We start from the raw sequence: 26,147 nt of genomic DNA, 5'->3' as shown, positions 1-26,147 counted from the left end.
TACTGCTTTCCTTGACCTATCCCCGCGCGTTCGCCAAAGCCGCGCCTTGGGCCAAGGCCTCCAGCTTGGCATAGGCGATCTCGGGATCGACCGCCCCGAAGCCCGCGAAAGTGCCGAAACCACAGTCGCTTCCGGCGATCACCCGATCCGCGCCGACGATGCCGGTGAACTTGGCAATCCGTTCGGCCACCAACTCGGGGTGTTCCACGAAATTGGTCGTCGTATCGACGACACCGGGCACAAGGATCTTGTCATCGGGGATCTCTGCCGCGCGGTCGCGGAACACGGTCCACTCGTGGGCATGGCGGGGGTTCGACGTCTCGAACAACAGCTGGTTCGCGCCCACCGACATGAAGGTGGAGAACACCGTGTCCATTGGCACGTCGCAGACGTGAGGCCCCTCGTAATTGCCCCAGCAGATGTGCACCCGCACCCGCGCCGGATCGATGCCCGACAGCGCGTGGTTGAGCGCCTCCACATGGGCGATCGCGATCTTCAGGAACTCTGCATCCGAAAGGTCATTGAACAGCATGTGCCGTGACAGCGCGAGGTCGGGGCAATCGAGTTGCAGCATCAACCCGGCGTCGACGATGGTGCGATATTCCTCGGCCATGGCATCGGCCAGAGCGGCCAGATAGGCGTCGCGGGTCGGGTAGAAATCGTTCTGTAGAAACAGCGAGATCACGCCGGGCGAGGCGGCGTTCATGAAGCCTTCCGTCGCCCCATGCTTGGCCATCGCGGCCTTCAGATTGGCGATGTCCTTGCCCAATTCCCCCTGCCCTTTCGACCGCACCTCCCCGGTGCACATGGGCCGCGCGTATTGCGGCGTGCCGCCGTCATCGGCCAGGCGCTTGAGGAACGAGGGGAACTTCTTGAGGTCCGCCGGGGCATTGCGCGGGCTGTCGCCCGAAAACCCGGTGTAGCGATCCTTCACGTAGGTCGCGTAGGAGATCTTGGAGGTTTCGCCGTCGGAGACGATATCGATGCCCGCCGCCACCTGCTTGGCCACGGTCGCATCGACCGCCTTCGTCATTGCGGCGTCAAAGGCGTCCGCGTCATAGCTTTCGGCGTTTTCTCGGGCGAAAATGAAATCCACGACCTCCTGCGTGCGCGGGAGGCTGCCGACGTGGGTGGTTTTGATGGTCATGTCAGAGGTCCAATTCAGTCTTTGGGAACAGTGGGTGTTGGGGCAGATTGCACGGCGCCCCCATCGAAGAGAACAAAGGACGTGCCATCCCAAACCTGCGGCCCCGGACACAAACCGTCCTGGCCGCAAAGCGAAAAACTGCCTGCAATCTGAATGCCCGTGCGTCCATCGGCGAGGGGGACGATCTCTGCTCCGATGCCAAGAAGCTCTCGCGGTTGCTGGTAGGCCAGCGACGACAAGAACACGTCGATCGAGCAATTTGCGGCACCGCAAAAGCCGCTCATGCCGTCCGTACAGGTGACGGAGGCGTGGTTGAGGATGAAATCCTCCTGCCCGTCACCGTCGAAATCAGCCGTTTGCAGATCCTCGCGGGTGATTGTGCCTGCGCCATTCATGCAAGACGCGGCCGCCTGTTGCACAATCGGGGCCGGTAGCGACGCGGAGGCAGGCGCGGAAGGGGCCAATGGCGCGTCGCCCATCACCGCCGCAAGGGCGGGCGGCATCGGCGTGCCAAGTTCGACCCAGCGCGCGTTGCAATAGCCGAAGGCCTCACGCAACCCGTCCGCCAGACCGTCGACGGGGTAGGCATAGGCCGTGCCTTGCCCGGTATCGAAGGTCAGGCTTTGCGCGGTGAACAAGGAGAGGATGAACGGATCCGTCATCGGCAGATAGATGGCTGATCCCTGAAGCTCGTTCAGTTCCAGCGGCGGCAGTTGGTAAGAGGTCCCGTCCACGGTGATCACGATGCCGCTGATCACATAGGGCGGCGACCATTCGAACAGCGGGTCGAAGAAACCGACCGTGGTCTCGAACGCCTCTGTCCGGTGGCTTTCATGGCTTCCGGTCTCGATCAGCGGTCGGTTTTCCGGCGCCGGAGCGGTGCAGCCGAAGTGCATCGAGGGCTCGGGCGGAGAGACACCGGCAAACAGAAGCGATTCATTCGCGAAGGTGTTGGCCGTCCAGGTCTGTGCGGTCAGGGGCGTGGCCGAAAGGGCGAGGGCAAGGCCGCAGGCGAGTTTCTTCATGACGCACTCCAGGTTGGCCCCGCCGCATCGTCGGTGCCGATGATGTGATAAAGCGCCGCTTCGCCGGTCATGGAGGGGACGGCGGAATGGTCGAGCCCCGCGGGCACGGACATCGTGTCCCCGGGGGCCAGGGTCGTTGTGCCGGCGCGATAGGTCTCGTTCGCAGACCAACTCACGCGCCAATGGCCCGTCACCGGCATCAGAACGGACTGGCGGTCATGGCGGTGCATCGCCTCCGTGGCAGAGGCGCGGGTGATCAGATCCACCTCGAACCCCGGCTTGTCGCGCAGCATGCCTGTCGCGCCGATGACCTTCACCGGCTTGCGATCGGCCAGCGCGACGATGTCCCAATAGCGGGCCACGTAATTCGGGATGACATCCGCCGTGGTGGGGGCCGGGTAGGCATCAGCCTCGGCATCGGACATCACCGGCATCGGGGCCACGCCTTCGGGCAGGCGTTCGCCCTTCTTGGTATCGTAGAGCTTGCCGGTCTCGGCCAGCACCAGCCCATGATCGGCGGCGTCGCGGATCACCTGCGGTGCCCAGATCACGCCGCCCCCCGCGTCGTCGCCCCCCAGCACGGCCATGATCATTCCGTAGTCATTGCCGATATTCTCGAACCCGCGAAAGATATCGGTGGGGATGTTGAAGATATCGCCACGCTCCAGCGTGACCTCTCCGGCGGTGCCGTGGCGGCCCCAGAAGAACCGCCAGCGGCCCGAGAGCACGAAGAACACCTCGGCCGTGCGGTGGGAATGGAGCGAGTTGCGACACTTGGGCGGCTGCCCCGCCGCGCCGATGTTGAAGCCGTGCGCCTCGGCGATATGCACATGCTGATCGGGTGATTCACTGACCCCGCCGCCGATGATCGTGAAGTTCTCCTTCTGGTCCGAGCCCGGCGTATGGGCATCGATGAAGGCGGTCTTGCAGGGCATCAGATCACCATATCGGACGATGCGGGATTCCATTTCAGCGGGGGTCATTTTTTCAATCTCCTCAGGGGGATAGATGCCAACATTCATGTGGCTTATCCCCAGGTAACTCACAAACTTATCCAGCCAGCAGAATCTGCTTCCACACGGACGTCTCGTCAAACAGCGTGTACTCGCGCCGCAGCTTCGGTTCGGCACTGCCGACCTGCCCGAACTCGGCATGGGTGATGCCGACGATATAGACCATCGCGCCGGTGGGCTGGCCGAAACCGCCCCAGCCCTCATGGGTGCCATGAAGGCTCCACCTTACGGCGGCGCGGGGGCACATGTGGGGATCGTCGCGGCCGATCTGGTGGTCGATGGTGAACGTGGCATTCGGGAAGGCGGCGCGTAGCGACATCCAGAACCTGTCCGCTGCGTCCGGCCCGTGGGCGGTGACATGGCCAGGGTATTCCAGGTGGCAGGCGCGGTCATAGACCTCGGGGATCGCAGCCATATCGGCGCCCATGATCCGGGTCAGCACATCCGCCAACTGCTGGCCCCAAGGGTTGTCGTTACCGCGCCCCTTGTAGGGGCCGGGCTTGTCCGTGTCGGGCGTCAGCGGTTGCACGCAGGCCCCTGGCCCGCCTTCACGCGCGATCAAATCGGCGGCGTAGTCGCGCGGGCTCCAACCCATCTGGCGCACGATGGCCCCCTGATCGCGGATCAGCCATTCATCGTCGATGGTGTTATTCTTCGCGTGGCAATCGGCGAGGATCCGGTATTCCAGCCGCTTGCCCGTGGCCGCGCCGTAAACGCCATCGCCCGCATGGGTCGCCTGGCTGATGATGCGGTGCGAGGACAGCATGCCGTCTTCCGGCGTGCCGGACCAGATCACATCCTCGCCCAAAAGCACGCGGTCGGGAAATTCGGCCAAGGTCGCCATGGTTGCGGCGATCACCCCCTGATTTCCCACCACGACCGAGGCAGGGGACCGCACGACGATATCATCGGCGTAATACTGGTGCAGGGTCGCGATGCCGCGATCTTCCCAGATCTCCTTGGTGATGCCGACGATATAGTCGGGAAAATCGCGAAACTTGGCGTCAAAACCCTTCATGGGGTCAGTCCTTTTGTCAGGCGGGCCGAGGTGCGGGGGATCAACTCTCCCTCGATCTCGATCCGGGTGCCGGGCGCGCGCCCGGTTTCGATTTCATCCAGCAGCGTGTCAATCGTGGCCTCTACCATCCGGTTCACCGGCTGGCGCAGGGTGGTCAGCGCATAGGACGGCCAAGCCGCCATCGGCACATCGTCATAGCCGATGATCGAGACATCGCCCGGCACATCCACCCCCATCTGATGGCGCAGGGTATCCATGACCGACAAAGCCATGTGGTCGTTGCCCACGAAAATCGCATCGGGCGGCGTGGGGCTTTCCATCATCGCGCGGGCGGCATCGGCGGCGGTGTGGCGGTTGAACATGCCATCAGCCTCGGCGTGCAACGATGCCCCGCGCGCGGTCAGCGCCGCCACGAACCCATCACGCCGGTCGCGCCCGGTCGACGCGCCCATCCACCCCGAGATCGTCGCGATCCGCCCATGCCCCGCGTCCAGCAAAGCGTCCGCCACCTTTGCCCCGCCAACGCGGTTGGCGGAGGTGACCGCACTAAGGCCCGATCCCTCGATCCCGCGATTGAACAGCACCACCGGCAACCGCGCCGCACGGCAGCGGTCTGTCAATTCTCCGCTAAGGTTGATGGAGGCGGTGATGATACCATCCACTTGATAATCCATCAGATCATGGATCACGCTGTCCACGTCATCGCCCGAATTTCCCGCCATGAAGATCAGGATGTGGTAACCCTTGGCCTGAAGCGCTTCGCTGAGTTTCTCCAGCGCGTCTGGGTAGAACGGGTTATCGAGGTAGGCCACGACAAGGCCGATGATCCGCGAGCGCCCGGTGATCAGCGACCGCGCCAGCACGTTGGGCCGATAACCCAGATCATCGGCCGCGGCCCGCACCCGCGCCGCCATCTTCTTCGACACGCTGGCCCCCGGGGTGAACACACGGCTGACGGCAGATTGGCTGACGCCTGCCCGCTGCGCCACGTCGATGGACGTGACCTTGCCGGATCCGGCACCGCTGGGGGCGCGTTCTGTCATCCCGCCGTCCAGCCGCCGTCGACCAGGATCGACGTTCCTGTCACCATCGCGCTGGCGTCCGAGGCCAGGAACAGCACCGCCCCCATGATATCTTCGACCTCGGCCACCCGGGGCAACTTGATCTTGGCCTCGATCCAGGCACGCTTTTCGGGGTCCGCGAAGGTGGGTGCCGACAGCGGCGTGCGGATGAACGTCGGGCACAGCGTGTTGACGCGGATGTTGCGGGGGCCCCATTCAATCGCCATCGACTTGGTCATGCCCTCCACCGCGTGTTTCGTGGCGCAATAGACCGCCCTTTCGATGCCGCCGACATGGCCCATCTGCGACGAGACCTGGATGATCGATCCCCCGTCCGTCATCGACCTCGCCGCTGCCTGGGCCAAGAAGTACGCCGCCCGCACGTTGATGTTGGTGACTGCGTCGTAATCCTCGGGGGTTGTGTCCATCGCCGCGCTGTGGCGCGCCAGACCGGCCGAATTGCACAGAACATCCAGCCGCCCCATGGCCGCGATGGCGGCGCGCGTGGCCTCGATATCGGTGATGTCCAGCGCCAGCCCTTCGGCCGAAAACCCAGCTGCGGTCATCTCGGCCACGGCCGCGTCAACAGCGTCTTGCCCGCGCGCGGCGATCACCACATGGGCGCCCGCCTCGGCCAGCGCCACGGCGCAGCCAAGGCCAATGCCGCGCGACCCACCCGGGACGAAGGCGCGCTTTCCCGCCAGCGAAAACGACGGCGTACGGGGCAGGGTCATGATAGCGTTCCTTCAGAAATTGGTTCCATATGTGTTATTCAGTCCGAAAAATCTGTGGATAAGCCTGTGAGTATCAGGCTTTTGTACAAGCAGGCCCCAGTCATCCAGCCACCTCCCGCATCCGTGCCAGCACGTCCACACCCAGTTGAGCGTAGACATGCAACAGGTCTACCAGAACCCAATTCTCGGCAATTCTGCCCGCGTCCACGCGCCAGAAATCAAGGCTCCGCATGGTGATCTCTTGCCCCGCGCCGGGGATCCCCAACCATGTGCCCCCCGACAACGTCATCGCCATCCCCGGCCAGGCGGTGAAGCCGACGTAATCGCCTTGGCCAAAGAAATGGCCCCGCTCCACAAAGCCCTGACGGTCCGGCATCGCGCCCAGGAACGGCGCCTGGTGATGCTTGCGAAACCCGTCGATGCCACGCGCTGTGCCAATGCCGGAGGGCCCGTACCACGAACATCCCTCGTGCCAGTACCGCGCCATTACCTCTCGTGGCGTGCCTGCCGGGTCATTGCCAAGCCCCGCCAGCATGTCGCCCACGATCCGCAAGGCCTCCGCCCCATCGCCAGCCACACGCAACCCGTCCTGCGTCGCGGGCCCCGGCACCTGCCACTCGCGCCCAAGCGACGGCGACAAAGGCCAGACGCCGGCCTGCATCATCAACTCCGGCAGATCCCACAGGGACTGCACCTCCAAGACCCGCCCGCCTTCGACGCGCAGGAAATCATGGAACCGCATCGCCGCCATCCGGCGCGTCGGCGGAATGTCCAGAAACGGCGCCTCGAACGCGCCGCACCAGTAGCCGCACTGACCGACCCACATTTGCCCGTGACCGTCGCGCCCCGCGAGTTCAATCGTCACGCGCCGCTCCAGATCCGGGAAGGCCGTCGCCAATTGATCCACCACACCGTGGTATTCCGCCACATCCAGCGTCTCGAACGGATGCGCCAACTGCACAACGCAGTCCGTCCCGGCCAAACCGTCCAATCGCCCGGTCCGGCGAAACGCGCTCACACATTCCTTTGCAGCAGCTTCAACCGTCGACATGCACCCTCTTTCATCTTGCGAGAAAAACTCCGGGGGTGTGGGGGCTGGCCCCCACTAAAAAGGGGTGGGCGGGCGGGGCCCGCCTCCCCCCAAACCTATTCCGCCGCCTCCCGGTAAGGCGCGCCCTCGCCGTAAGGCACATTCACGCCGCCGTAGCGTCGCACCCGGACGTTGCATTGCTCGGCATGGCCCACAAAGCCCTCCAACATGCACAACCTAGAGCCATATTCGCCCACCAGTGTCGCCGCCTCATCGGTCACAATCTTCTGATAGGAATGGGTTTTCAGGAATTTGCCAACCCACAGCCCGCCCGTATAGCGGCCCGCCTTCTTCGTCGGCAGCGTGTGGTTGGTGCCAATCACCTTGTCACCGTTGGCCACGTTGGTGCGCGGCCCCAGGAACAGCGCGCCGTAACTGGTCATGTTCTCCAGGAACCAATCGTCACGGTCCGTCATCACCTGAATATGCTCGGACGCGATCTCTTCGGAGACCGCCAGCATCTCGTCATAGCCGTCGCAGACGATCACCTCGCCATAATCCTCCCACGACGCCCGCGCGGTCTCGGCGGTGGGCAGGATCTGAAGGATCCGGTCAATCTCGGCCAGGGTCGCTTCGGCCAATCTGCGCGAGTTGGTGATCAGAACCGCCGGAGAATTATAGCCATGCTCTGCCTGCCCCAGCAGATCCGTGGCGCACATTTCGGCGTCCACGGTCTCATCGGCGATCACGCAGGTCTCGGTCGGGCCTGCGAACAGATCGATGCCCACGCGCCCAAAGAGCTGCCGTTTGGCTTCGGCCACGAAGGCATTGCCGGGGCCGACCAGCATATCGACGGGTTTCACCGTCTCCGTGCCAATCGCCATGGCGCCCACCGCCTGCACACCGCCAAGGCACAGGATCTCGTCCGCGCCGCCTTCATGCATCGCGGCCACAATCGCCGGATGCGGCGCGCCTTTCATCGGCGGGGCCGAGGCCACTACCCGCTTGACGCCCGCCACCTTCGCCGTCAGCACCGACATATGCGCCGAAGCCACCATCGGGAACTTGCCACCGGGCACGTAGCAGCCCACTGAATTCACCGGGATATTTTTGTGGCCCAGGATCACGCCTGGCATCGTTTCCACCTCGATATCCGTCATCGAGGCGCGTTGTGCCTGCGCGAATTGGCGGATCTGGGTCTGCGCAAAACGGATGTCGGCCATCTCTCGGGTCGACACCTTCTGCATCGCCGCCTCGATCTCGGAGGGGGTCAGGCGAAACGCGTCGGGGCAATAGCCGTCGAACTTCGCGGAGAGGTCGCGCACCGCCGCATCGCCGCGTGCCTCGATATCGGCAAGGATGCCCTCGACCGTGCCGCGCACCTTCGCATCGTCTTCGGCGCGCTCGTCCGCCGGTTTGCCCCGTTTCAGATATTCAGCCATTGCCGATCCTCCCCCATGATTGGGTGCAAGGATACTAGGGCTTCAACCCGCTTCAAGGGAAAACTGCATACGATTGCAAGTCCGTCTAGCGGATCGCCAACCCCGCCCCGTCGAAGAAGTGGCGTTTCTCCGGCGTGAAAGAAAGCCCGACCTCCGCACCAGGGCGCAGCTCATCTTCGCCATGGGTCCGCACCGTCAGCTTGCCCGCCGCACCACAATCCACGATCAGGAAGATATCCGCGCCAAGGTATTCGGCCACGTCCACGGTGCCGTCGATCTCGCCCTGGCCTTTGGAACCGATGGTTATCGCCTCGGGCCGAATGCCCAGATGCGCCGCGTTCGCAGGCGCGCCCTCCAGGCGCAAGCCGTCGCAGGGCAAGGCGATGACGTTCATCTTGGGCGAGCCGATGAACTGCGCGACGAACAGGTTATCGGGACGCTCATAAAGCGTCTTGGGCGCGCCCACCTGCTCGATGATCCCCGCGCTCAACACGACGATTCGGTCAGCCAGCGTCATCGCCTCGACCTGGTCATGGGTGACGTAGACCATCGTGGAGGCCAACTGCTGGTGCAGTTTGGCGATCTCGTAGCGCATTTCCACCCGCAGGGAGGCGTCGAGGTTCGACAGCGGCTCATCAAACAGGAACGCCGTGGGGTCGCGCACGATGGACCGGCCAATCGCCACCCGCTGCCGTTGCCCGCCGCTCAGGTCCTTGGGCCTGCGGTCCATGTAGTCTTCAAGCCGCAGCGCGCGCGCCGCCTCGGCCACCTTTTCCGCCTGCTCGGCCTTGGAGGCACCGGCGGTCTTCAGAGAAAACCCCATGTTCTCGGCCACGGACATATGCGGATACAAGGCGTAGCTTTGAAACACCATTGCCAGCCCGCGCTTGGAGGGCGGCTCTGCCGTCGCATCGCGCCCGTCGATCATCACCTGCCCGCGTGATGTCTCTTCCAGCCCGGCGATCATCCGCAGAAGCGTGGACTTGCCGCAGCCCGAGGGGCCCACGAAGATCACGAATTCGCCGTCCTGGATGCTCAGGTCCACGCCCTTGATGACCTGAACGTCACCAAACCATTTCTCGACGGCCTTCAGTTCTATCGCGCCCATGTCATTGCGTCCCTTCAGATCGGTCGACCGCCGACGGGCTGGCCCAGGCCAGCCACACCGCCGCCGTCCAGGTGAATGTCCCCCCGCCCGCGGGCGTGCCGTCCAGCGGGTCGAAATACTCGGCAAACCCATGGTCCGCGATCATCCGCGCGGTATCCCCGCGCACCCGCGCCGCAAGCTCTGCCTGCCCGGCTTCGGCCAGGCCGTTGCCCACCATGAAATTCATCACCGCCCAGACCGGCCCGCGCCAATAGCGCAGGCTGTCGAACTGAGGCCCCGCCGGGTCATAGCTGGGAACGGCATAGGTGCTGCGGTCCAGCACGTCGCGCAAAACCGGCAACGCGCGCTCATCGCGCAAACCGCCCCACCATGCCAGGAACCCGGCGTTCGATACCGATCCCGCGCGGTTGCCGGTGCGCAGGTTGATCGCATCATAGCTTCGCGTTTCGGGATTCCAGAGGCCCCGCGCCCCCTCTTCCAGTCGGGCGATCCAACCGTCGATCTCGGTCCGGTCTTCTCCTACAAGATCCGCCATCAACGCCAGATCGCGGGTCGAGCGCAGGGCGGTGAAGGTCATCGTCGGGTCCGCCACGCGGAACGGGCTTTCCGCCGCGATCTGCGAATCGTCCCACTTCCGGTCCCGCCCGAATTGCACCAGCCAGATGTAGCGGTCGTAGTCGTCCTTCGTGGGCCGCATCCGCGCATCCACATGGCCGGTGTCGCGGCGCGTGTAGGGCTGGACGCCCGCCGGGTCGATGCCCGCCATCGCCTCGTCCCAATCGGGCGCATTGTCGCGGCCCGCCTCCCACGGATGGGTGATCACGACGGCCCCCGTCTCGGCCCGCGCGTCCATGATCCAGCGGTGGTAGGCCAAAAGCTTGGGGTATAGCGCGCGCAGGCGCCCGTCCCCTGCCGCCGGGTTCGCCCTGTAGACCTCCCACGCCAAGGACGCGGCCACCGGCGGCTGAGAGATCCCCGAGGACGGCAGGGTGCAAGCCCCCCGCCCCACGGCGTCCGCCGTGCCCCAGGTGTCATAGCTTGGGAAATACCCCTCATCCATCACATGGAACAGGATGTGGGGCACCATGCCGTTATCCCACTGGCCACTGAACAGCGTCTCGATCTCGCGCCACGCGCGGTCGATGTCGAAGGTGGCAAAGCCCAGGGCGGCAAAGGCGCTGTCCCAGTTCCACTGGTAGGGATAAAGCCCCGCCGTCGGCACCGTGTAGCCGCCCTTGTCGTTGAGTTGCAGGATCCGCCGCGCCTCGGCGTCCAGCGCGGCGATGTCGCGATCTGACATGTCTTTCATCCTTTCACCGAGCCCGCCGTCAGGCCCTTTGTCATGAATTTCTCCAGCCCCAGGAACAGGATCATCACCGGCAGCGTGGCGATCACCGCGCCCGCCATCAGGTGCTGTCTGGGGATCTCGGACGAGTTGAGCGAGGCAATCCCCCGCGTCAACGTGAAGATCGACGGATCATCCAGCAACATGAACGCCAGCAGAAACTCGTTCCAGGCGATCATGAAGACGTAAAGCGAGACCGACACCATCGCGGGCAGCGATAGCGGCAAGGTGATCTTCCAGATCACCTGCAGGCGGTTGAGGCCGTCCATCAACCCCGCCTCCTCGACCTCCGCCGGAAGCCCCCGGAAGTAGCCTTGCAACATGTAAAGCGCCACGGGGATCGTCGTGACCGGGTAGATCATCACGATGCCCACGATCGTGTTGCGCAGGCCGGTCATGGAAAACGCGATGTAGATCGGCAGCGCCAGCACGATCATCGGCACCATGTAGACCAGCAGGATCGACCGGCTCAGCGCCTTTTGCCCCTTGAACCGCAGGCGCGCCACCGCATAGGCGCCCGGCACGCTGAACAAGAGCGTGATCAGCACGGTGATCACCGAGATATAGAAGCTCGTCCACATGTAACGGCCGAAATTGAAATCCGCGAACAGCTCCTGGTAGCTGCGGAACAGGCTCCACCCCTGGGTCAGATCGATGGAGTAATCGAGCGGATTGGCCAGCAACTGCCCTTGGGTTTTCAGCGAGGTCATCACCATGACGTAGAAGGGGATCGCCACGACGGCGGTAAAGAACACAAAGCCGAACCCGGTCAGGAAGCGGATCACCGCCTCCTCCCACTCATGGCGGGTCATCTGGCCCCACGGCGCGCCGCGCAACATCAGCGAAAGCCCGAAAAACAAGGGCACGGCCAGGAAAACAGCCGTTATGAGATGCCCGGGCAACCCCAAGGCGTCGCTCACATGAACCGCGCTGATCGGCGTGAATAACAACACACCGGCCGCCACGGCCACGATCAAACCGCCAAGAAACTCCGACGAGATGCGCAACTTCACAACCGCCGCCAAAGCCCCAAGCACGGTGCACCCGATCAGGCCGGGCCGAAGCGCTTCCCCGGTCGAGAACGACATCACCACCGCCACGGTCGTCGCGACGACCAAGGCCCAAAGGATGCCAAGCACGGGGCCCGTCACAAAGCCATTGCGCACCACGCTCATCTCCGCGCCCCTTTCATCTTGCCAAATAAACTCCGGGGAGCGCGAGGGGCTGGCCCCTCGTACCGGGGGGAGCGCGAGGGGGGCAGTCCCCCCTCGCAAGGTTGGGGGGAGCGCGAGGGGGGCAGCCCCCCCTCGCATGGTTGGGGGGAGCGCGAGGGGGGCTTGCCCCTCTCGCATTGGTCGCCCCGGCCTGTCGCAAGGCAGGCTGGGGCGAAACAAACCTTAGCGTCCCGAAGTCCCGACCGTCGCCACGTGGATCGTCCTGCCGAACCGCTCACAAATCGGGGCTCCGCCCGTTGTTCCATCAATCGGTCCACTGGACCGATTGTCAGCTTCGCTGAACCGCTCACAAGTCGGGGCTCCGCCCGTTGTTCCCTCAATCGGTCCACTGGACCGATTGCCAGCTTCGCTGAACCGCTCACAAGTCGGGGCTCCGCCCGTTGTTCCCTCAATCGGTCCACTGGACCGATTGCCAGCTTCGCTGAACCGCTCACAACCCCTCCTCCTTCGACATGAACCGGAAGAACGCCCAGGAAAACACCAGCAAACAGCACAGGATCACCACGGCCACCGCCGCGCCCGCGCCGATATTGCTGACCGCAAAGGCCTGCTCATAGACGTTCACCGTCAACGTCCGCGTGCCCGCATTGCCCCCCGTCAACAGGAAGATGTCGTCGAACTTGTTGAAGGTCCAAATGAAGCGCAGCAGGAACAGCACCGACAGGATACCCATCAGCATCGGCAGCGAAAGGTAGCGGAACTTCTGGAACGGCGTCGCGCCGTCCACATCCGCGGCCTCGTACATATCCGTGTCGATCGACTGCATCCGGGCCAGGATGAACAGGAACGACAGCGGGAAGTAGCGCCAGATCTCGAACACCGTCACCATGATCAGTGCCAACGGCCGTGTGCCGAAGAAATTGATCGGGCTGTCGACCACGCCCATCTGCACCAGAAGCGCGTTGATCGAGCCCGAGCTTGGGTCCAGCAGGATCACCCAGGAAAACGCCACCGCAATGACAGGTGCCACGTAGGGAAACAGATAAAGCCCCCGCAGCATCCCCTGCCCCTTGAAACTCTTGTTCAGCAAAAGCGCCGCGAACAGGCCCACGACCAGCGCGCCGATGGTGCCGACGATCGTGTAGAACAGCGTGGCCCAGATCACCGTCCAGAATTCCCGCGCGCTGAACACGTCACGGAAATTGTCCAGCGTGAACTCTCCACTGGTCAGAACGTTGGTCGCCTCGCCCGTGATCTGCACGGGCGTGTCATCTTCCAGGGCGTCTTCAAGATCGCCGTCCAGGGCGATGGGGATTTCCAGCGTCAACCGCTCCCCCGCCGGAAGCTCTCCGACAACACAGGTCAAATCCGCACCTGAAACCGAGCAGATCTCGGGCAACTCGGACAGGGTCGCGCCCTCGGGCAGCACATCGGTCAGGACCACATCAAAAATCGTATCCGTCTGGCTGGAGTTCCTGATCCGGTAGCGCACCAACTGATCCGGCTCGCCCGCGTTGCGCAGATCCTCGCGCACGACAGGTTCCGCCGCCCTCAAATCCGCGAGACTGACCGGCTTGAACGAGATCCAGAGGATCGCGATCAGCGGCAGCAACACGACCAGCATCACGGCGGTCAGCGTCGGCAACAGCAATCCCCACGCCAGACGGGCTTCGCGCTTTGCCAGCGGTCCGGTGCCTTTGGGGGGTGTCGCGGTGGTCATGTCAGTCTCCGGTCGCGGGGCGATTCACGGGGCCAATCAGTGCGCCAATCAGTGGGCCAATCATGGGGCGAGAAAGGGGCCACCGCGCGGGCGGCCCCGTTCTGTCTTCAGAAGCGATATCGCTTACTCGATGCCAGACAGCTCGTCGTTCATCAGCGCGACCGTCTCGGCCGCGTCGCGGACGCCGTCGATGTATTCACGCACCAGACGGTTGATGATCTGGCTGTTGATGATCCGAGAGGCGAGCGCCAGCTGGCCCTCTTCCACACCCCAGCGCTGCGCGACGTCCAACCCGCCGACGATCTCATCGATCATCGACTGCTCGTACAACTCACCCAAGGGCGCGCGGCGGTCGACGCCCACGTCCAGCATGGACCAGGCTTCGACGAACTCGGTCGGGTTCGCTTCCGTGCCGCGGCGCACGGGGAACTTGCCTTCGGGCGCGATGGCCAAGGTCTGGGTGTAGCCGTCGGACATGGAGTATTCCACGAAGGCCATGGCATTATCGGTGTCCGCATCGGCGGTGATGCCGAAGTAGCGCACATCGCCCCAGGCGGCCCCATCGGGGTTCGACGGACCGGCGAAGTTGGTGACAATGCCCGTGGCCGCCGCCAGATCGCGGGTCATTGGGTCGTCGTTGATCGTGGGCGGGGCGCTGTCGCGCAGACCGGCCAGTTCATCAAGGATGAAGGGCGACCAGATGATCATCGCCGCGTTGCCCGAGAAATAGAGCGTGCGGGACTGATCCCAATAAAGCTCTCCCTCCGGCGAGGCCTGGGCGATGGCGCGGTAGAATTCCAGCACCTCGGTCGTCGCGGCCTCATCAAGCGGTGCGAAGCCGTTCTCGTCCACCGGAGAGACGCCGTTTGCCAGGAAGACATGCTCCAACACCTGGGACATGAAGTTTTCGTCCACCTTGGTGGCGGCGACGAAACCGTACATCTCGGGCGGGTTGTGCAGCGCGTCGATGGCGGCCAGCACGTTGGCGTAGGTCGACGGCGGCTCTAGCCCGTTCTCTTCAAACAGGTCGGCGCGGTAGACGATCATCTGGGTCCAGCCATCGACCGGCACGGCGGCGTAGCCCCCGTCCACGGCGGCCATGGCCAGGGGGCCATCGGCGAAGGTGCCGCCGCCCAGGTTCTCTACAATGTCCGTGGCCGCGTCACTGTCCAGAATGCCGGCCTCGAACCACGGCAGCGCGTATTGCAGCGGGTGGTAGATCACGTCGGGCAGATCGCCTGCGGCAAAGGCCGCCGTGGCGCGGGTGCCAAGGTCACTTTCCGTGACCGGGATGACCTCAACCTCGATGCCCGATGCGGCCGTGAAGTCGGCCGCCATGGCCTCTTGCAGGGCCAGACGCTCGGGCTGCTCTTCCGTGGTCCAGAAGCGGATGCTGTCCTGGGCCGCTGCCGCGCTGGCAAGTGCCAGGCTGGAGACGGCCGCAAGAAGTGCCGTCCGTTTTGCGGTGGTGATGATAGTCATGCCAATCCTCCCATTAGTTTTCAGGCAAGTGTTTCGTTGAGTGTTGTGTCGTCGAAATCGGGCAGTCGGTCCGAGGCCCGTTCAATCAGCCGCGCGGGCGCGAGTTCACGAAGATGCGCCGGGTCGGTGCCGCGAATACGGGCGATCAACAGCTTCGCAAGCCGCTGGCCTGCGGCGCGGTTATCGACCGAGAAGGTGGTCAGCGGCGGCTGCGCCGTCGCGGCCTCGGGGATGCCGTCGTAGGCGATGACGGCAAGGTCCTGGCCCACGGTCCGCCCCATGGCGGCGGCCGCGCGGTAAAGCCCCAGCGCCGCCAGATCCAGCGCACAGACAACCGCCGTTGGGTTGTGGGCCAGCACGGCACGGCCCGCCACTTCGCCCCCAGCGATGTCCAGTACGCCCTCGGCCATCAGGGCCGGGTCAACCGGCAGACCCGCCTCTTCCATGCCCGCCAGAAACCCGTCGTGTCGCAGATGCGCGTAGGTGTAGTCGCGCGATCCGTTGATGAAGCCGATGCGTCGGTGCCCGAAGCCCGCCAACCGCGCCACGGCGCGCTGCATGGCGTGTTCGCCCGAGATGTCGAACCACGCACAATCGGCGGCATCGCCGGTGCGCCCGTAAAGAATGAACGGCACGCCGCGCGCCCGGCACAGCGCGACACGCGGGTCGTCCCACATCGCGCGCGGCAGGATGAAGCCGTCGGCCTTTCGGTCGTCAATCAGACGGGTCATGGAGGCGACCTCGTCCTGTGTCCCCGTGGCCGTCGCCACGGTCAACGTCCATGTCTCTTCCGAGGCGGCACGGCTTATGCCATCAAGAAAATCGGTCAGAAACGGGCGGTGCAGATCGGCGTTGCCGGTGTTCAGGATCAGCCCCAGCGCCCGCGCCCGCCCGGTGCGGATCGCCTGCGCCTGGGCCAGCGGACGATAGCCCATCCGCTCGGCCGCGCGACTGACGCGAAGGCGGGTGGATTCGGCAATATCGGGGTAGCCGTTCAACGCCCGGCTTACCGTGCCTTTCGCAAGGCCCAACGCGCTCGCAAGGTCATTTATCGTGACCCGCGCGCCTTGCGTCGATGATGTCCCGATACGGTTCATCCCAGTCCTCCCGAATCCCAACTTCAGTTCCGAAACCGGTTTCGGCAAGGGCAATGTTTCCCTTGCAGCGCCGATCGCCGCAAGCGGAGGTTGTAGCGTCGCCCTATTGCAAGGTCTCGCGCAGCCAATCCGTGATGTCTTCAGCCACCCGGTCGGTCAGGGCCGGGCTCAGGATATCGCCTGCGATCACGTGGTTGAACGGGTCGCCCCCCTCTTCTGGCACAGCGATGGGGATCAGCGTCGTGGACCCGCCCCAGCGCGCCGCAAAGTCGCGCACGGCAGGGGCCGAAATTACCTGATCGGCGTCGGAAAACAGGAACAGCGCAGGCGTGCTGACCCCGCTGACGTCCCGCGCGCGGGTCGTGCGCAGCAACGTGCCAAGCGTCACGGTTGCCGACGTCGGATAGGCCGTCGTCCAAAAGGTATTGTGGTCCGCGTTGATCGGATCAAACCGCCGCTCCGTCCCGGCCACCAAGGGCACCAAAAGCCGCGCAAAGGGCATCTCCAGCATCCAGCCCAACGGATTTGCCAGCTCGTAATTCGGTGAGATCAGCACCACCGCCGCGAGGTCGCGGGCCATGTCGGTGTCGGTGGCCGCATAAGACGCCAATGTGCCCCCGGTAGAGGTGCCGATGATCACGACCCGGTTTCCGATCCCGCGCGCCAGGTGCAACATGCGCGCCGTTTCATCCCGCCAATCACCCGCGCGCGGCGCGCCCATGGCGGCCCCGGATCGGCCATGCCCCGGAAGCCGCGCGAAGATCAGGTTCGCGCCCAGGGCCTCGGCCACGCGGTCGGGCACCGGGCGGATTTCCTGCGCCGTGGCCGAAAAGCCATGAAGGTAGACAATAACGACGTCACTCGCCGCGCCTTCCTCCCCGGCCCAGACAATCCGTGCCTCCGCGCCCGGCGTGATGTCATCAAAACGCGCCTCGCGCTCGGCCAGCCATTCGGCGGGCGCATCGAGGTCCGGGCCGTCAATCAGCATGTAACGCGCCATCTGCTCACGCGGGACGAAATAGTGCGCTGAAATGACACCAATCGCCCCGACGAAAACCACCCGCAGCAAGGCGCGCAGCACCCTACGCATGGGCCAGAACTTCCTCCACCGCCCGCGTGATCGTCGCCAGACACGCGTCATCCGAGAAGCGATGATCGGCATCCTTCACCAGTTCCAGCCGCACATCGGGCCCTTCCAGATGGTCCAGCAGGCCAAGTGCCACATCCATGGTGACATCCACATCCGCCGTGCCTTGCAACATCCGCACCGGCACGTCGATGCGCAGCGGCTCGGTCAGCACCAGATGATCGCGCCCATCTTCGATCAGGCGCTTGGTGATGATCATCGCGTCGCCGTATTCCGACGGCAGCGCGACTTGGCCCTCTTCCATCACCGTCTTGCGTTTGGCCTCGTCCCAGACCTTCCAATAGCCGTTCTCGGTGAAATCAGGTGCTGCGGCGATGGTCACAAGGCCCGCCAAGCAGTCCGGCCTGTGCTTGGCCATCAGCAGGCTGATCCACCCGCCCATGCTGGAGCCGACGATCACCTGCGGCCCCTCGGTCAAGGCATCGATCGCGGCCATCGCGTCCTCGGCCCAATCGCCGATGCAGCCGTCGGTGAATTCGCCTGAGGATTCCCCGTGGCCCGAGTAGTCGAAGCGCAGGAACTCGCGCCCGCTGCGCCGCGCCCAGGCCTCCAGATGCATCGCCTTGGAGCCGCTCATGTCCGACCGCAGCCCGCCCAGAAACACCACGCCCGTCCGCCGGCCCGAGAACTTGTTGTAAGCCAACCTGCGCCCGGCGTTGGTTTCAAGATACTGCGTTTCGCCCATGGATTATCCTTCCAATTTCGTCGCGCGTGACCCTGCCCCGTAGCGCCTTGGGCTGCAATCCCACGCGCCCGCGATGGGCGGAGCCTCGCCATAAGGGACGCGATACGGCGCGCCTATTGTTCCACTTCTTCCAGCCCCATCGCGACGACCGTAGCGACAAGGCTCATCACCGCGAAAAGGCCCACGGCCCAGACCGGACCCAACACATTGGCCAGGGCACCGAACACGCCCGAGGCCAACAGGATCGTCCCGATCACCGTGTTGGAAACCGCCGTATACCCCGCACGGTTACCCTCGGGCGCCATGTCCACCAGATACGTCGACCGCCCCGAGCGGACACCGTGATAGGCGATCATCAACACGAACAACGTGCCCGCCACGGCCCACAACTGCCCGAACAGCCCCGCCGCCGACAGGGCCACCGCAGCCCCCAGCGCAAGCGCGCCCACGCCGCCCGCCGTCATCAAGACCTGGCGTGACGACCGGTCCGAGAACCGCCCCCAGATGTAGGACGACAGGAATGATGCCAGCGACGACGCCAGGACAAGCGCGCCCAACTGCTCGAACGCGCCGCCGCCCCCATCGCTGGCCATCAGCACCAGGAACGGCGGCGCAAGGGCCGTGGCCGTCAACAACCCGCGCACGGCGATGAACCGCACCAATTGCGGATCCTCTCGCAGTAACGCCAGATGCCGCAGCGGGTTGCCGGAAGGCGCTTGGGTGTCCTCGGACCGCGCCTCGGGCAGGGTCGCGAAGACGGCGGCGGCCACCAACCACAGGGCGGCGGCCAGGCTGATCGCCCCCACGACCAGCGCAAACCTCGGGGCCCATCCGCTGATCAAAAGGCCCGCGAAGATGATCACGCCGACAGAGGCCACGGAACTGGCCAACCCCGTCACCGTCCCGCGCCGGGTCTTGCCCACGGTCTTGCCCAGGATGTCTTTGTAGGACACCGAACACAGGCTGCGCGCGACGGCCAATACCGCCAGAAGCGCGCAGATGATCGCGCCCGCCGCGACCCCGTCCAACGTCAGCCCGACCGCGACGATCCCGGCCGCCGACAGACCCTGCACCGCCGCGCCGCCGACCCAGACCCACTTGCGCACGGCCAGCGAATGGACCCAATCGGCGGTGAACAATTGCGGCAACAGCGCGCCCGCTTCCCGGATCGGGACCAGCAGGCCCACCAACCAGGCGGGCGCGCCCAGGCTCGTCAGCAGCCACGACAACACCAGCTTGGGGTCGATCAATCCGTCTGCCAGTTTCGTCGTCGACAGGCTTCCGGAATGACGCACGGCGCTTGCAGGTTCCGCGTTTGCGGCGGCGTCTGGTAATTCGCCCTCCTCTTGCGTGTCGAATACTGCTTCGAAGACGCTCTCTTCAAATTCGCTGCTCATCGTTGTCCCTTCCTGCTCTGCCGTTGACTTGCCCGCCGGACGTCGCCAAATAGCACCCGAGCACATACCCGCAACCGGGCGTTTCGTAGGCGCCAAACTGACGAGGAGCCCTTTGATGGCCCAAATCTCCCTTACCTTCCCCGATGGCAACGCACGCGATTTCCCCGCTGGCATCACGCCCGCCGAAGTCGCCGCTGGTATTTCCAACTCGCTGGCCAAGAAGGCCATCTCGGCCACCGTCAACGGCATGCATCATGACCTGCAATGGCCGATCGATGAAGACGCAACCGTTGCGATCCACACGCTGAAGGACGACGCACAGGCGCTGGAACTGATCCGCCACGACTGCGCCCACATCATGGCCCGCGCGGTGCAGGAACTGTTCCCTGACGTCAAAGTCACCATCGGCCCGATCCGCGATCAGGGTTGGTTCTACGATTTCGACCGCGAAGAGCCTTTCACGCCCGAAGACCTCGGCGCGATTGAAGAGCGGATGAAGCAGATCATCAACGCCCGCGACGCTGTGCGCACCGAAGTCTGGGACCGCGACCGCGTGCGCGCCCATTACGAGGCGACGAATGAGCCCTATAAGGTCGAACTCCTCGACCGCATTCCGGGTGATGAGCCGATCCGCATGTACTGGCACGGCGAGTGGATGGACCTCTGCCGCGGGCCGCATTTGCAGCACACCGGCCAAGTGCCCGCCGATGCCTTCAAACTGATGTCCGTGGCCGCCGCCTATTGGCTCGGCGACAACACCCGCCCCATGCTGCAACGCATCTACGGCGTGGCGTTCAAGAACCGCGATGACCTCAAGAAACACCTGCATTTCCTGGAGGAAGCCGAAAAGCGCGACCACCGGCGTCTGGGCCGAGAGATGGACCTGTTCCACATGCAGGAAGAGGCGCCGGGCCAAGTGTTCTGGCATCCCAACGGCTGGACCATCTACACCACCTTGCAGGACTACATGCGCCGCAAGCAGCGCGCCGATGGCTATGTGGAGGTGAATACCCCGCAGCTGGTCAACCGGACGCTGTGGGAGAAATCCGGCCATTGGGACAAGTACCAGGAACACATGTTCATCGTCGAGGTTGACGAAGATCACGCCCGCGACAAGGCGATCAACGCTTTGAAGCCGATGAACTGCCCCTGCCACGTTCAGGTGTTCAACCAGGGCCTCAAATCCTACCGTGACCTGCCCCTGCGGATGGCGGAATTCGGATCGTGTTCGCGGTATGAGCCTTCGGGTGCGCTGCACGGCATCATGCGGGTGCGTGGCTTCACCCAGGACGACGCCCACATCTTCTGCACCGAGGACCAGATCGAGGCCGAATGCGCCAAGTTCATCACCTTCCTTGCGGGCGTCTATGCCGACCTCGGCTTCCCGGAGTTCGAGATCGCCTTCGCCACCCGCCCTGAAAAGCGCGTCGGCTCCGACGAGAGCTGGGATTACGTCGAAGGCGCGCTTGAAGCGGCAATCAAATCGACCGGCAACGCCTACCGGTTGGAGGAAGGCGACGGCGCGTTCTACGGCCCGAAGCTGGACTTCTACCTGACCGATGCCATCGGGCGGACGTGGCAGTGTGGAACGTTCCAAGTGGACCCCAACCTGCCCGAGCGTCTGGACGCCGCCTACATCGGGGCGGACGGCGACAAGCACCGCCCCCTGATGCTGCACCGCGCCTGCCTTGGCAGCTTCGAGCGGTTCATCGGCATCCTGATCGAGAACTCGGAAGGCAAGCTGCCGTTCTGGCTGGCCCCGCGTCAGGTTGTCGTGGCCTCCATCGTCTCGGATGCCGATGAGTTTGTTGAAGAAACCGTCGCCGCCCTGCGCGCCGCTGGTGTCCGGGCCGAGGCCGATACCCGCAACGAGAAGATCAACTTCAAGGTGCGCGAGCATTCCGTCGGCAAGGTTCCCGTGATCCTCGCCGTGGGTCGGCAAGAGGTGGAGAACCGCACCGTGACGCTCCGCCGCTTGGGTGAAAAGCAGACGCAGGTTGTGCCGATGGACGAGGTGGTCGAGACACTCTCGGCCGAGGCCGTCGCGCCGGATCAACGCTAAGGCACCTCGCTCGCCCCCTCTCCCGGGGGCGGGCGACATTAATCGTTTGGTAGGAAACTATCGCGGAAAGAACACATTTCGGCCAGCGTTCCGTCCGATGTGAACCTGTATACACCCAGTGACGCCGGACATAACGGCGCGCAGTAGGTATCGAGTATGCAGTCACAAAACACAGTATTGAAGGCCGCGAAGGTCCCCGTCCCGTCCCCATCGGACACCGCGGAGGTGACTTGCTCGCCCGATCCGGCGCGGCAATCCCTTGCCGCCGATACCCTGATCGAAACCGCCACCGGGATGCGCCCACTGCAATACCTTACGGTTGGCGAGAAGGTGAAGACCCGCGCGGGCACGTTTCAGCCGATCACCGGGATCATCCACGCCCATTTCACCACGTGCCAGCTTCAGGACACCCCGGACCTCGCCCCGATCCGTTTCGATCCCGGCGCGTTGCCCGGGATGCCGGAAGACACCGCAACGCTTGTGTCCCCGGATTGCCCCATCGCCTGGGCCGAAGGCGCGAACGGCATTGACCACTTCCCCGCCCGTGCCTTCTGTGACGGCGGACTGATCCGCCGCGTCATTCCCGAGGACGGCATCCATTATATCCGGCTGCTTTTCGCGACCCCGCAAGAAATCTGCGCTGGCAACATCTGGCTGGAACTGTGCCGCGAGGACCGTAGCGACGCCGACAGGTCATGCCGCGTCCCCAAGCTGGTGCACGAGATCCGGGTTTTCAGACCCATTCGCGCCTGACCAACCGCCGCTGGCACACTTGTCTGCACACGGGAGAAGGAAACAGGAGCCCTGCGCGTTTAGCAGTCGCGTCAGAAGTGCGCCTTTTCCTCGTCCGGGCGCCCTGCGGCGATCGCCAAGACCCCGCCCAACCCGCACATGGCGATGGGGAACATGGTGAAGACGCCGAACCCGAAGGCGTAAAACATGCCCCCTGCCGCCAGCAGCATCAGGATGCCGCCCCACAACGCCCGAGCCTTGGCCATCGCGCCCCCCGCAATCGCCAGCAGCGGCGAGATGAACGCCATGGTCCGGTAGAGCCGCGGGTTATCAACCTGATAGGCCAGGTCCGGGATCTCTCCGAACCAATCGATGAAAACCGTGTAGCCGTAGACGAAGAATCCCACGATCATCGCAAGTGTGCCTCCGATCAAGCCAAGGACTAGGGCCGCGTTGCGCATGTGGTCTCTCCGAATAATTGTGGTCACTTTCAGATGGGGAGGCGCGCTGTGCGTCACGAGGGTGAAATCCGCGCGCCCTTTCCCCCCTTCAGACGCCCCTCAGACCCCGTAGTGCGCCTGCACGTCCTTGGTCCACCCCAGCGTCAACGCGCCGCCCTTCTCGATCACCGGGCGTTTCATCACCGCCGGATGCGCCGTGACCAGCGCCACCGGGTCCATCGCGCGCTCCGCCTCCGACAACTCCCGCCATGTGGTGGAGCGTTTGTTGACCAGCGCCTCTCCGAACGCCGCGTGGAACGCCGCGATCTGCACCGGATCCAGCGGCGTCGCACGGATGTCCACCAACTCTGCGCCCAACGCTTTCGCCGCTTTTCGGCACGTGTCACAGGCCTTCAACCCAAAAATGCGCATTTTCTCACCCTTTCGTCACCTTTGGCGCAGTACATAAGCAAACTCATGCCACTGCGCCACAGCCCCGCGCGCGGGGCTTGAGTTTGCGTTCGAACGCCCCATCATTTTGCCCATGCGCTGCACGCGACCGCGCATCACACCGCCGCAACGACTGTGGGCGGGATCTGAAAGAGAGACACGGGACTATGCCGAGCGGAACTGTGAAGTGGTTCAACACCACGAAAGGATTTGGATTCATCGCCCCCGATGAGGGCGGCAAGGACGTTTTCGTCCACATCTCCGCCGTCGAGCGCGCGGGCTGGAGCGACCTGCCCGACGACACGAAACTGCAATATGAGCTGCGCGAGGGCCGGGATGGCCGGGAGAGTGCGGTGGAGTTGGTGAAGATCTGAGAGGCGGCTCCCTCGGCTGAAAATGCCCCCGCGCCACCCCGACCCTCGGCGCGGGTGACATGGATTTTTACGCCGCTTCTCTGGAGCCAAGCCGCGCTGCTCAAGCTTGAGCAAGCCTTTAAGTATCTGTTTTTCAATGGAAAATGTATTTCATTAACCTTTTGCAAACCGATCGACGGGTCGCGGTGCGGCGAGCGTTGTCAAGCCACCGAGCCGCCTCTCCTCGCTCCATCAACAAACGCACAAGCCGTGCATCGACGGGCCGCGGTACGGCGATCCGACGGTCGTTTGATTCACTTTATGCCAGCCATGGTAGCTCGACGCGTTTTCGTTGCGCCAAGCCTTAGCCAAATCGCCCGTTGCCCGGCAGGCTCTTTTGCCCCGCAAAAGATGCCGAGAGGGGTGCCGGGGGGCGGCCCGTCGATGCGCGGCGGCCTGCGGCCTTGATTCGCTCGGGGGCGGGAGGGAATTCTAACCGTCTCCCAGACCTCCTGACGCGGGCAGTTTTGGACTAAATCCAACAATTGGACTGCCACCATACCCTCTTTCTTCACCCTTTAAGTAGCCTGAGTCATTGGGTGAATATACGGCCGCCGCAGCGTGCTGAAGAATGGTATCTCTTGCCTCCTGTGTGCCACCAGCTTCTGCCAGTGTCCGGTAAGTCATCAACGCATTTTGACGATGTCTGTTTGTAACCGCGTTGTGTTTGTGAGCGCTAAAGTTTCTAATGCACTGGAAAAGGCCAAAAGCTAGAACAAAAAATATCAGAAGCTTGCTAGCAGTCAATTGGATAGACTCGGAAAGACTTTCAGCCCGGAGTATCGGGATACTTGGAAAAAAGAGTGAGAGGATAGAGTATGCCAAAACTACTGCTATCATCACGACCGATGTAATCAACCATCGAATTGATGCAGTCTCGTGGCTTTCAGCTTCATTTTTGAAGAGTATCGCTTCTTTGTTCACTCCCTGCTCTGCTGCTGCTGATCGAACCTCTTCCAGAACTAAATTTGCGCTTTTAGAGGTCTGATCTAGTTCATCCACAACTTTCTTGGTCTCATCGCGAACAGTCTGAACTGCGGCGCGCCCTTCGGCTTCCAACCTATTGAAGTCCACTGTTCTCGCAACAGCATAGGAAATGAAGGGGAACAAATTCGTGAAGTTTGGTTGGTAAGCCGCCTCTAGTTCGGAAATCAAATTGGTATGTTGGCTTTCCGCCTCAGGACTTCTGGAATTGAAAGATAAGATACTTTCAAAAATGTTAAATACTGACTTACTTGCCGATTGGATCTTTGAAAGCGGCTGCTCGGGAAACTCATTCAAAGCACTTGTTGGAATTTTTTTAAACAGTGCAATAAGACGCCTCGCTGGCTCCACAGCCGGCTCGAAAGAAAATGCCTCACCAAGCCGCTCACGCTGCACTAGAGTTTCAGGGTCAAATTCTTGCACACGCGCGAGGTCTGCCTCAACTTGAAGTGTCAATTCTGAGTCCATCACCCAAACACCCCCTCAAACTCCCGCCATTCCCCCTTGCTCATCCCTGACGTCTCCTGCGTCACCGCCTCGCCCGCCAGACGCCGCTTCAACACCTCGACGCCCTTCCCAGACAACTGGACCCCGCCCATGCGGTAGTCCTCAAACGCGCCATAAGCCGCTGGGACCCAGTCCTTGACCATTTCGCAGATCGCATCGGCGTAGACGCGGATCTCGTATTGCGCGTGGCTATCCGCCCGCAGCCGCAGGAAATGGAACAGGTTGTGCAGGTCCACCTTCCAGTACCATTGGGTGTAGATGTTCGCGGGCAGGTTCATCCGCGCCAACTCGCGCGCCAAACCTTGTTGGCCTTCATCCGAGATCATCTCTTCATAGTGATCATAGGCCCGCCCCGCGTCGTCCTTGAGGTAGCGCAGCACACGCTCGGCCTCTTCGCCGGTCAGCGCCTCGCCCCGGCCCTGGTTGTTGACCACGGACTGCGCCGCCAGATCCTCCACCCTCGGGATGTAGAACTCCCGGTCCAGGATCGAATAGCGCGCCGAGTACTCGTTCACATTCGCCGTCCGGTGCCTGATCCACTGCCGCGCCACGAAAACGGGCAGTTTCACGTGCAGCTTGATTTCGCACATCTCGAACGGGGTCGAATGCCAGTGCCGCATCAGGTAGCGGATCAGCCCCTCGTCATTGGACACATGCTTGGTCCCCGCCCCGTAGGACACGCGGGCGGCCTGCACGATGGCGCTGTCGTCGCCCATATAGTCGATCACCCGCACGAAGCCGTGGTCCAGCACCGGCTTGGCCTCGTAGAGGTGCTGTTCCATCCCCGGGGACACCGCGCGCAGGGTCGGCTGGGGATTGGCGCGGGCGTTCTGGATATCCTGCAGTTGTTCAGGGGTCAGCGGCATGAAACTAGTCCTTGTGGAGGAATCGGGTGGGGCGGCGGTAAGATGCCATATATTGCCCCACGCGAGG

24 protein-coding genes are annotated in these 26,147 nt (G+C 63.6%); 3 read left to right on the top strand and 21 right to left on the bottom strand.

Annotated features, from left to right (window positions below; translation table 11 throughout):
- Positions 1–16 precede the first annotated feature (16 nt).
- The 17 genes from KUL25_RS20635 to KUL25_RS20555 form a co-directional block, all read right to left on the bottom strand.
- Entirely contained in the window at positions 17–1,147 is a 1,131-nt protein-coding gene (locus tag KUL25_RS20635) for a cobalamin-independent methionine synthase II family protein (protein ID WP_257894608.1), read from the bottom strand.
- A gap of 14 nt (positions 1,148–1,161) precedes the next feature.
- Positions 1,162–2,172 (bottom strand): hypothetical protein, encoded by a 1,011-nt coding sequence (locus tag KUL25_RS20630; protein ID WP_257894607.1) that lies wholly within the window; start codon positions 2,170–2,172, stop codon positions 1,162–1,164.
- Positions 2,169–3,155: a cupin domain-containing protein gene (locus KUL25_RS20625; RefSeq protein ID WP_257894606.1), complete on the bottom strand. Its 987-nt coding sequence runs from the start codon at positions 3,153–3,155 to the stop codon at positions 2,169–2,171. Before KUL25_RS20625 ends, KUL25_RS20630 begins: the two co-directional genes overlap by 4 nt.
- 67 nt (positions 3,156–3,222) lie before the next feature.
- A complete protein-coding gene (locus KUL25_RS20620) occupies positions 3,223–4,203 on the bottom strand; it encodes an ester cyclase (protein ID WP_257894605.1) in 981 nt (326 codons plus the stop codon).
- On the bottom strand, positions 4,200–5,246 hold the full coding sequence (locus KUL25_RS20615; RefSeq protein WP_257894604.1) for a LacI family DNA-binding transcriptional regulator: 1,047 nt from the start codon (positions 5,244–5,246) through the stop codon (positions 4,200–4,202). Before KUL25_RS20615 ends, KUL25_RS20620 begins: the two co-directional genes overlap by 4 nt.
- Positions 5,243–5,998, bottom strand: coding sequence for an SDR family NAD(P)-dependent oxidoreductase (locus KUL25_RS20610; protein WP_257894603.1), 756 nt, complete (start codon positions 5,996–5,998; stop codon positions 5,243–5,245). Before KUL25_RS20610 ends, KUL25_RS20615 begins: the two co-directional genes overlap by 4 nt.
- Positions 5,999–6,098: 100 nt before the next feature.
- Entirely contained in the window at positions 6,099–7,049 is a 951-nt protein-coding gene (locus KUL25_RS20605; protein ID WP_257894602.1) for an ester cyclase, read from the bottom strand.
- 95 nt (positions 7,050–7,144) lie between these two features.
- The gene (gene hisD, locus KUL25_RS20600; RefSeq protein ID WP_257894601.1) at positions 7,145–8,470 is read right to left on the bottom strand and encodes a histidinol dehydrogenase; all 1,326 of its coding nucleotides are present in this window, start codon (positions 8,468–8,470) and stop codon (positions 7,145–7,147) included.
- Between the two features lie 85 nt (positions 8,471–8,555).
- A complete protein-coding gene (locus tag KUL25_RS20595) occupies positions 8,556–9,578 on the bottom strand; it encodes an ABC transporter ATP-binding protein (protein ID WP_257894600.1) in 1,023 nt (340 codons plus the stop codon).
- 1 nt (position 9,579) lies between these two features.
- Positions 9,580–10,887, bottom strand: a complete 1,308-nt coding sequence (locus KUL25_RS20590) for an MGH1-like glycoside hydrolase domain-containing protein (protein ID WP_257894599.1) — start codon at positions 10,885–10,887, stop codon at positions 9,580–9,582.
- Positions 10,884–12,098 carry a carbohydrate ABC transporter permease gene (locus KUL25_RS20585; protein ID WP_257894598.1) on the bottom strand — a complete coding sequence of 405 codons (1,215 nt, stop codon included), beginning with the start codon at positions 12,096–12,098 and terminating at the stop codon, positions 10,884–10,886. The genes KUL25_RS20590 and KUL25_RS20585 overlap by 4 nt, the downstream gene beginning before the upstream one ends.
- 490 nt (positions 12,099–12,588) lie before the next feature.
- Positions 12,589–13,818: a sugar ABC transporter permease gene (locus tag KUL25_RS20580; RefSeq protein WP_257894597.1), complete on the bottom strand. Its 1,230-nt coding sequence runs from the start codon at positions 13,816–13,818 to the stop codon at positions 12,589–12,591.
- Between the two features lie 123 nt (positions 13,819–13,941).
- A complete protein-coding gene (locus KUL25_RS20575; RefSeq protein ID WP_257894596.1) occupies positions 13,942–15,300 on the bottom strand; it encodes an ABC transporter substrate-binding protein in 1,359 nt (452 codons plus the stop codon).
- 20 nt (positions 15,301–15,320) lie between these two features.
- Positions 15,321–16,397, bottom strand: coding sequence for a substrate-binding domain-containing protein (locus KUL25_RS20570; protein ID WP_257894595.1), 1,077 nt, complete (start codon positions 16,395–16,397; stop codon positions 15,321–15,323).
- A 103-nt stretch (positions 16,398–16,500) separates the two neighbouring features.
- Positions 16,501–17,487, bottom strand: coding sequence for an alpha/beta hydrolase (locus tag KUL25_RS20565; protein ID WP_257894594.1), 987 nt, complete (start codon positions 17,485–17,487; stop codon positions 16,501–16,503).
- A complete protein-coding gene (locus tag KUL25_RS20560) occupies positions 17,480–18,229 on the bottom strand; it encodes an alpha/beta hydrolase (RefSeq protein WP_257894593.1) in 750 nt (249 codons plus the stop codon). The genes KUL25_RS20565 and KUL25_RS20560 overlap by 8 nt, the downstream gene beginning before the upstream one ends.
- Before the next feature lie 113 nt (positions 18,230–18,342).
- Positions 18,343–19,626, bottom strand: a complete 1,284-nt coding sequence (locus KUL25_RS20555) for an MFS transporter (protein WP_257894592.1) — start codon at positions 19,624–19,626, stop codon at positions 18,343–18,345.
- 115 nt (positions 19,627–19,741) lie between these two features.
- Between KUL25_RS20555 and thrS the strand changes: the two genes are divergently transcribed.
- Together thrS and KUL25_RS20545 are read left to right on the top strand one after the other, a co-directional pair.
- On the top strand, positions 19,742–21,688 hold the full coding sequence (gene thrS / locus KUL25_RS20550; protein ID WP_257894591.1) for a threonine--tRNA ligase: 1,947 nt from the start codon (positions 19,742–19,744) through the stop codon (positions 21,686–21,688).
- Between the two features lie 225 nt (positions 21,689–21,913).
- Positions 21,914–22,441, top strand: a complete 528-nt coding sequence (locus KUL25_RS20545; RefSeq protein WP_257894590.1) for a Hint domain-containing protein — start codon at positions 21,914–21,916, stop codon at positions 22,439–22,441.
- A 71-nt stretch (positions 22,442–22,512) separates the two neighbouring features.
- Here KUL25_RS20545 and KUL25_RS20540 read toward each other — a convergent pair whose 3' ends face one another.
- Together KUL25_RS20540 and KUL25_RS20535 are read right to left on the bottom strand one after the other, a co-directional pair.
- Positions 22,513–22,881 (bottom strand): hypothetical protein, encoded by a 369-nt coding sequence (locus tag KUL25_RS20540; RefSeq protein ID WP_257894589.1) that lies wholly within the window; start codon positions 22,879–22,881, stop codon positions 22,513–22,515.
- Positions 22,882–22,980: 99 nt separating this feature from the next.
- Positions 22,981–23,292, bottom strand: a complete 312-nt coding sequence (locus KUL25_RS20535) for an arsenate reductase family protein (protein WP_257894588.1) — start codon at positions 23,290–23,292, stop codon at positions 22,981–22,983.
- Positions 23,293–23,477: 185 nt separating this feature from the next.
- On the opposite strand from KUL25_RS20535, the gene KUL25_RS20530 reads away from it, so the two are divergent.
- Positions 23,478–23,684 carry a cold-shock protein gene (locus KUL25_RS20530; protein WP_257894587.1) on the top strand — a complete coding sequence of 69 codons (207 nt, stop codon included), beginning with the start codon at positions 23,478–23,480 and terminating at the stop codon, positions 23,682–23,684.
- A gap of 471 nt (positions 23,685–24,155) precedes the next feature.
- Here KUL25_RS20530 and KUL25_RS20525 read toward each other — a convergent pair whose 3' ends face one another.
- Both KUL25_RS20525 and thyX read right to left on the bottom strand, forming a co-directional pair.
- The gene (locus KUL25_RS20525) at positions 24,156–25,175 is read right to left on the bottom strand and encodes a hypothetical protein (RefSeq protein WP_257894586.1); all 1,020 of its coding nucleotides are present in this window, start codon (positions 25,173–25,175) and stop codon (positions 24,156–24,158) included.
- A complete protein-coding gene (gene thyX, locus KUL25_RS20520) occupies positions 25,175–26,080 on the bottom strand; it encodes an FAD-dependent thymidylate synthase (RefSeq protein WP_257894585.1) in 906 nt (301 codons plus the stop codon). Before thyX ends, KUL25_RS20525 begins: the two co-directional genes overlap by 1 nt.
- Between the last annotated feature and the right edge of the window lie 67 nt (positions 26,081–26,147).

Origin of the sequence: Gymnodinialimonas phycosphaerae (assembly GCF_019195455.1) — a bacterium.
Classification (GTDB): domain Bacteria; phylum Pseudomonadota; class Alphaproteobacteria; order Rhodobacterales; family Rhodobacteraceae; genus Gymnodinialimonas; species Gymnodinialimonas phycosphaerae.
This window is presented reverse-complemented; position numbering and strand designations above follow the sequence as displayed.